The organism is Streptomyces sp. NPDC043176 (genome assembly GCF_056436715.1).
Genome location: NZ_JBWKCA010000053.1, coordinates 1 through 6,994, shown reverse-complemented (window position 1 = coordinate 6,994; position 6,994 = coordinate 1). Strand labels below are relative to the sequence as shown.

Below are 6,994 nucleotides of genomic sequence, written 5' to 3'. Positions count from 1 at the left end.
ACCACCACCGCTGCCACACCGCCCTCGACGGACACCCGCCCATCACCCGCGTCAACAACGCTGCGGGTCAATACACCTAGGGCCTGTCTGACCATCCCCGGCCCGTGCGCAGCAGGATCTTCGCCACCGCCAGGGCGCCCCCGTACACCCGACCGGACGGGGTCACCCAGAGCGCCTCGCGTGCGGCGCGCTCCGGGGTCACGCCCAGCGCGGCCAGAGCCGTGCACTGCCGGGGAACGATCTCGCAGTCGGGGCGCAGGCGGCGTTCGACGAACGAGACGGATGCCCTACAGAAGCCGCAGTCACCGTCGAAGACGAGCACCGATCGAGTGCGCACGACTCCCTCATGCCGAAACGGCGCCCAGCCCTCCTTCCACGAGGCCGTGTGCGGGACCGGGGGATGTCCGGCGGCTGAGGGGGCACACGTGCACACGTGCACACGGTGCTCGCAACCACGCGGCTGGGCATGCCATCGGCAGCGCACACGTGGGCGGGCGGACGACAGCAGGTAACAACAGGACGCAGGGAGCGCAGTGATGAAAGTCCGCTCGTGGCCGATCCGACCGGACCTCCGGCTCACCGCCCACGTGGTGGCCGGACGCTACCGGCTCGACGACCTGCTGGGGCGCGGCGGCGCCGCCGACGTGTACGAGGGCATGGACCTGCGCCTGCGGCGACCGGTTGCCGTGAAGGTCTTCCGCCCGGACGGTGCCGCCGACACGGAGGAGCGGTTCGACGGCGAGGGCCGGCTGTTGGCCCAGCTGCAGCACCCCGGCCTGATCACCGTGTACGACTGCGGCCGGGACGACACGACGCCCTACCTGGTGATGGAACTGGTCAGGGGCACGACGCTGCGCCGGCGGATCGCGGCGGCTGCGCTGGCGCCCGCCGAGGCGTGCCGCATCGGAGCCGCGCTGGCCTCGGCGCTGGCCCATGTGCACGAGGCCGGAGTCGTCCACCGCGACGTCAAGCCCGCCAACATCCTGCTGGACGAGGCGGGCGCCCCCCGCCTGACGGACTTCGGCATCTCCCGGATGCTCGGCACCACGGCCCAGACCGTGACGGGCGCCCTGGTGGGCACCGCCGCGTACATGGCCCCGGAACAGGTGCTGGGTCGGGGTGCCGGACCGGCAGCGGACATCTACAGCCTGGGACTGGTGCTCATCGAGTCGATCAAGGGCGAACTGGAGTACAACGGGGCGCCGCTGGAGGCTGCGATCGCCCGCCTGAACCGTCCCCCGGTCATTCCGCCGGACATACCGGCGTCCGTCGTCGAACTACTGGAAGCCATGACCGACGCGGACGAGAGCCGCCGACCGGACGCCCGGGCCTGTGGGCGCGCCCTGGCCGCCTTGGCCTCGGAGGATCTCGTGAGAGCGGCTGACGTGCCTGCGGGATCCTCCGTGCCCGCGGCTCCGCCCATGAGGGGCGAGGACGGCGCCGGCGAGCGAAATCCGGACACGCTGAGGTCGAACGGGGCGGGCGCGGCAGTGAGGGCCGTCGGCGTCGAGGCCGCCGTCCCCGCACAGGGCGAGCCGGTGCCCACACGATCCTCTTCCGACCGGCCCGCCTCACGCCGGGCCGGTCGGCTCCTGGTGACCGCCAGTGCGGCACTGACCGTCTTCGGCGTCGGACTGGCCGGTTCGGTGGGCGGGCCACCCGCCGAGGCGGAGAACACCGCGCCCGTTCCGTCGCGCCCCGCCACGACCGAGCCCGCCTCCCCGACCGCCTCGTCCGCTCCGCCGGCCGGAGCCGCCGCCGTCTCCGCGTCCGCGCCGCGCTCCCCCTCGTACACCGGGGACCGGCGGGCCGCCGGCTCCGAGGGCGCTGCGGTCGACAGCTGGACGCCGTCGGCTCCTGGCGTCTCGGAGCGGCAGCGCGGCCGCGCCACCGGTCCGGGAGCAGCCGGGCCGGCCCCCCGGAAGGGCGAGGAGCGGCAGGGGGAGCCGAAGCCGGCCAAGGGCAGGCACGCGCGGTGACACCGCCGCGGCGCCCGGCGTTTACGCCGCCTGACGGAACACCAGAACAGGCCCGTGATCTCCCGGTCGCTGATGATCGCTGTGCGCGTCCCGTCCCCACCACCCAGCCATGATCGACGATCCAGACAGGCGCCCTGGCCGCAGGGCGTCGGTCCACAAGGTTCGGCCCTGTTCGTCGGCGATGACGGTGGTTTTCACCGTGTTCTGCTTCTTCTTGCCCGACACGAACGCCCGCCGGCCGCCCGGCCCGACGGACCTGGACCTCGGTGGCATCCAGCCGCAGTCGGACATCCTCGGCCTGGGCGTAGGCGAAGACGTCCTCCAGCGTTCGCAGCCGCACGCTGGGCCGGTCCGGGACTGCGAACCCCGCCCGCCAGCAGCCGGCGCATCTCACCGACCCCCCGGGCGCGGTGGAACGGTCCACCCTGTACAGCACCGCCAGAACCACGTGCGGCAGGTCGTGACGCAAAGGAATGAGCGTGGCGACAAACCGGTCTACGAATACCGGCCGATGGCGGGCGCCAACCCCCGGCGCCTGCTTTCTGCCACCGGCTCGAGCCTGGTGCCGGCGGTCTTCGCCCCGGCCATCCACGGCCTGGCCGACTCTGCCATCCACGACGACAGATGCGCACCCGAGGTGCCCGTGAACAATGGATGCGCCGGAACCGAACGGTTCACCATGCCTTTCACCAGCAGAGCAGGCCCACCTGCTATCACGCACCAACTCGTCACTCGTGCCGGGGCGGTGAAGCAGGCCGGCCTGTGGATCCTTCGCTCCTGGGACGGGTCGCCGTGATGAGGCCGAGTAGCAGGATGAGGGCTGTGATGAGGACGGCCTCTACTCCGGTCTGGGCGTGCAGGAGACCGCCTGTGAGTGCCCCTGCGGCCAGCACGGCTACGGACACTGCGCGGCGCAGGCTGGCGGGGCCCGGGCGGTCCACTGCGAGCCCGGTCAGTGTCCGGGTCATCACGGTGGTGGTCAGGTCCGGCACCCCCAGGCGGTGCACGACGGCGTTCTGCAGCCCCATCCCGCAGGCCAGCGGCACCAGGACCGCGTACCGGCCCCAGCCGGCCGCCTGGGCGGTGAGCGCGAGGGCGAGCAGCAGGACCTGGAAGGCGATCAGCGGGGCGAACAGCCCCTCTGGCTCGGACTCCCGGCGCCACACGCCGCCCGCGAGGGCCCCGGCCAAAAACCCCGCCAGCGCCACCGCCGAGGCCAAGGCCGACAACTGCGCCACGCCCGACAGGGCGAACCCGAGGAAGACCACATTGCCGGTCATGTTGGCCACGAACACCCGTCCCAGCCCGAGGAAGCTCGCCGCGTCCACCAGCCCGCTGACGAACGTCAGCACCAGCAGCAGCGGAGCAAACCGCGCGTAGCGGTGCCCACCGGGTAACAGCCACCGCGCGACTCTCCCGCCACCGCTCACCGCCGGCTCTCCCCGCCGGCACGTCCCCGGCCCCCGCAGGCGGACCCGCGCAGAGGTCCGCCGGCTTCGTTGATGACTTGCGTCCCTGTCATCTCTTCACTGGAGCAGACGGTGGCGAGGCAGCCCGGTGTCACACGCCGGGCGAAAGCCCGCTCGACCGCCATGCCACAAAGAAGCTCCCTCCGGAGCGCTCGCCCCTTCGGGGGAGAGTTCGGGATCGGCTGGGAGCGCGGGCCTTTCAGCCGCGAGGTCACGGAAAGGCTGGGGGGAGGCCAGGAAGCGAATCAAAACGACCTCGGAAACCGTGCGACGGAGGGGCGAAGAAAGCAACCGGCCAGTGACCCGCAGCCGCCGGAGTACGCCCTCGAACCAGCAGATGCAAGAGCCCCATGACTCCCGACAGGATCACTTCTCCACCCAGCGCCCGCGACTCTTTGCACCCACGCCGGAGAGCGTAGAGAGCAACGAGAGCTTTGGGTGTTTTGCCGGTCTCGGTGAAAGTGGTTCAGCTGAGTCTGCGCATACGGTAGAACTGCAGGTCACAGAGTCTGCTCCCCGTACCCGGGGGAGGGTCCCGATCGACTGACGCAGCCCATCGGCCGACAGCTCTGCTCCCCCTAGATGAATGAGTCCGATGTTCGTGCTGGTCGCGACCATGGCGAAGGGCGCCCGTTGGTCAGTGTGTGAAGACAAACCTGGACGCCCTTCTGGCGGCACTGTACGTGTTCATCGACGACCATGTGGCGCCTTGTCGCCGGATCGGGCGACCCCCGAAACTCACGGACGCCGAACTGCTGTGCCTGGCCGTCGCCCAGGTCCTGCTCGGCTTCCCCTCGGCCCGCCACTGGATCCGCTTCGCGCACGCCCGGCTGGGGCACCTGTTCCGCTACCTGCCCCAGCAGTCCGCCTACAACAAGCGTCTCAACGCCGCCGGTCCGCTGATCAGCCAGGTGATCGAGGCGTTGGCCCGGCAGGTGCCGACCTGGAACGACGACCTGCGGCTGATCGACTCCACCCCGCTGCCCTGCGCGGCGTCCCGCGAGACGGTCAAACGCTCCGAACTGGCCGGACACTGCGGATACGGCTACTGCCGCAGCCACTCCCGCTTCTTCTGGGGGTTCCGGCTCTATCTGGTCACCACCGCCGAGGGCATGCCCGTCACCTGGTGTCTGGCCAACCCCAAGATCGGCGAGCGGGAGGTGATGACCGCCCTGCTCGAACGCGACCACCACCTCGTCCGCGCCGGGCAGGTGATCCTCGCCGACAAGGGCTTCGCCGGGAAGGAGTTCGAGACCTTCGTCAGCGAGCGCCTCGGCGCCCATCTCGTGCGGCTGGACCGCAAGGACGAACCGGCCCGACACGGGAAGATCGCCCGGGTCCGGCAGTGGATCGAGGCCGTCATCGACACCCTCAAAGGCCAGCTCAGCCTCGAACACCACGGCGGCAGGACCCCGGCCGGCGTCATCGCCCGTACCGGACAACGACTCCTCGCCCTCGCCGCCGGCATCTGGCACAACTGGACCACCGACGCCGCAGTCAAACGCTCACTGATCGCCTACGACCACTGAATACATCGGACTCATTCATCTAGGCGGGTGTGGCTGGTGGTCTGTGTCCACGGGCTTTTTCCGGCTGGAAGGTGAAGTTGCCCGTGTCGGTGGGTACGCGGTCGCCGGCGCGGTCTTGGTGAGCACGGTGCCTACCGGGCCGAAGTCTTCCCTCTCGTTTCGGATGGTGTGATCGCTAGGGCCGCTGGATTTCTGCGCCGTTGTGGCTGTGAGGGATCCGGTTCGGCCGGGTGGGCTGGGCTTGGGGGTGGGTCAGCCGTTGAGGGATTGCATCAGTTCGGGGGCGTAGCGGTCGCCGGAGGCCACGCCGTGGGGGGTGACGGTGTCGATGGCCGCCAGGTCCGCGTCGCTGATGGTGACGGTGGCGGCGGCGATGTTCTCCTCCAGGTAGCGGCGGCGTTTGGTGCCGGGGATGGGTACCGCGCCCTGGTGCAGGGTCCAGGCCAGGGCCAGTTGCGAGGGGGTGATGCCCTTCTCGGTGGCGAGGCGGCGTACCTGGTGGACGACGGCCAGGTTGCGGTGGAAGTTTTCGCCCTGGAAGCGGGGGTCGGTACGGCGGAAGTCGTCGGCGGCGAAGTCGTGCGGGCTGGTGATGGCGCCGGAGAGGAATCCCCGGCCGAGCGGGGAGTAGGCGACGAGCCCGATGCCCAGTTCGCGCAGGGTGTCCAGGACGCCGTTGTGTTCGATGCCGCGTTCGAAGAGGCTGTACTCGGTCTGTACGGCGGTCAGGGGGTGGACGGCGTGGGCGCGGGCGATGGTGGAGGGCGCGGCCTCGCACAGGCCAATGTGGCGGACCTTGCCGGCGGCGACGAGCTCGGCCAGGGCGCCCACGCTCTCCTCGACGGGCACGTTCGGGTCGATGCGGTGCAGGTAGTAGAGGTCGATGTGGTCGGTGCCCAGGTGACGAAGGGAGCGGTCGGCGGCGCGGCGGATGTACTGGGGGGTTGCATTGTGACCGCGCAAGGCGCCGTCGTCGGTGAACTCGATGCCGGTCTTCGTGGCGATCACGGCGGCCTCGCGGCGGCCGGCCAGCGCCTTGCCGAGGAGCTGCTCGTTGCGGAAGGGGCCGTAGCCCTCGGCGGTGTCGAGAAGGGTGACGCCGAGCTGCAGGGCGCGGTCGATGGTCGCCAGGGACTCGGTCTCGTCGGTGGCTCCGTAGTGGGCGCTCATGCCCATCAGTCCGAGTCCTTCGGCGCCGACTTTCAGTCCCTGGGTGCCCAGTGCGCGGATCTCCATCGGTGTCTCCCTCATAAGTAACTAACTGGATAGATAGATCCTGCATCAGCCTCAGGCCTGATGTCAATAACCGGATAGTTACTTGCTAGGCTGCCGGGCATGGCACGGGATTCCAGCGCGACCAAGGCCCGACTGCTCGAGGCGGCCTTCACCGAGTTCGCCACGCATGGCATCGCAGGGGCACGCATCGACCGCATCGCCGAGGCGGCGCAGGCGAACAAGCGGCTCATCTACGTCTACTACGGCAACAAGGAGCAGCTCTTCGACGCTGTACTCCAGCAGGCCCTGGAGACGGGCTCGGAGTCCGTGCCCTTCGACGCCGACGACCTGCCCGCCTACGCGGGCACCGTCTTCGACCACCTCCTCCAGCGGCCTTCGCTGATGCGACTGGTGCTGTGGAAGCAGCTGGAGCGCCCGGGGAGCACGAAGGCCACGGCCGTGTCCTACCAGGACAAGATCGCGGCGGTGGGACGGGCACAGAAGGCGGGGCGGATTGACGCCGGGATGGACGCCACCGATGTACTGACGCTGGTGATGGCCCTGTCGCAGGCATGGTTCGGCGCGGTGGGCGGCCCGGCGGCGGACGAGACGGGCACCGCCTGGACACCCGAGCAGCTTGCCCGCCACCGGACGGCAGTAGTGGAAGCGGTACGCCGGATCACCGCACCACCGGGACCCCAGGCCGTCTAGGGCCTGTGTGATGTCGTGATCACGTGGTGGTCTTGAGCAGATCGTCGATCCAGATCATGGAGGCTCGGAGGTGGAGGCCGGCGAGGTAGCT

At 70.0% G+C, this 6,994-nt stretch carries 6 protein-coding genes and 1 pseudogene; 3 read left to right on the top strand and 4 right to left on the bottom strand.

The window, feature by feature from the left end:
- Positions 1-76: 76 nt before the first annotated feature.
- On the bottom strand, positions 77-337 hold the full coding sequence (locus AC067A_RS37270; RefSeq protein ID WP_479248117.1) for a thiol-disulfide oxidoreductase DCC family protein: 261 nt from the start codon (positions 335-337) through the stop codon (positions 77-79).
- 199 nt (positions 338-536) lie between these two features.
- Between AC067A_RS37270 and AC067A_RS37265 the strand changes: the two genes are divergently transcribed.
- A complete protein-coding gene (locus tag AC067A_RS37265; RefSeq protein WP_479248113.1) occupies positions 537-1,979 on the top strand; it encodes a serine/threonine-protein kinase in 1,443 nt (480 codons plus the stop codon).
- A 126-nt stretch (positions 1,980-2,105) separates the two neighbouring features.
- Here AC067A_RS37265 and AC067A_RS37260 read toward each other — a convergent pair.
- A pseudogene (locus tag AC067A_RS37260) lies at positions 2,106-2,660 on the bottom strand (helix-turn-helix domain-containing protein); the annotation flags it as partial.
- 47 nt (positions 2,661-2,707) lie between these two features.
- Positions 2,708-3,331 carry a YoaK family protein gene (locus AC067A_RS37255; RefSeq protein ID WP_479248110.1) on the bottom strand — a complete coding sequence of 208 codons (624 nt, stop codon included), beginning with the start codon at positions 3,329-3,331 and terminating at the stop codon, positions 2,708-2,710.
- A 761-nt stretch (positions 3,332-4,092) separates the two neighbouring features.
- On the opposite strand from AC067A_RS37255, the gene AC067A_RS37250 reads away from it, so the two are divergent.
- On the top strand, positions 4,093-4,977 hold the full coding sequence (locus AC067A_RS37250) for an IS982 family transposase (protein ID WP_479248109.1): 885 nt from the start codon (positions 4,093-4,095) through the stop codon (positions 4,975-4,977).
- 252 nt (positions 4,978-5,229) lie between these two features.
- On the opposite strand, the gene AC067A_RS37245 is transcribed toward AC067A_RS37250, so the two are convergent.
- Positions 5,230-6,213 (bottom strand): aldo/keto reductase, encoded by a 984-nt coding sequence (locus AC067A_RS37245; protein ID WP_479248106.1) that lies wholly within the window; start codon positions 6,211-6,213, stop codon positions 5,230-5,232.
- 99 nt (positions 6,214-6,312) lie between these two features.
- Here AC067A_RS37245 and AC067A_RS37240 point away from each other — a divergent pair, with 99 nt between their 5' ends.
- Positions 6,313-6,903: a TetR family transcriptional regulator gene (locus AC067A_RS37240; RefSeq protein WP_479248102.1), complete on the top strand. Its 591-nt coding sequence runs from the start codon at positions 6,313-6,315 to the stop codon at positions 6,901-6,903.
- The last annotated feature ends 91 nt before the right edge of the window (positions 6,904-6,994 follow it).

Coding starts and splice junctions, on each gene's coding strand:
- AC067A_RS37265 (WP_479248113.1), top strand. CDS start 537: ATGAAAGTCCGCTCGTGGCCGATCCGACCGGACCTCCGGCTCACCGCC.
- AC067A_RS37245 (WP_479248106.1), bottom strand. CDS start 6,213: ATGGAGATCCGCGCACTGGGCACCCAGGGACTGAAAGTCGGCGCCGAA.
- AC067A_RS37240 (WP_479248102.1), top strand. CDS start 6,313: ATGGCACGGGATTCCAGCGCGACCAAGGCCCGACTGCTCGAGGCGGCC.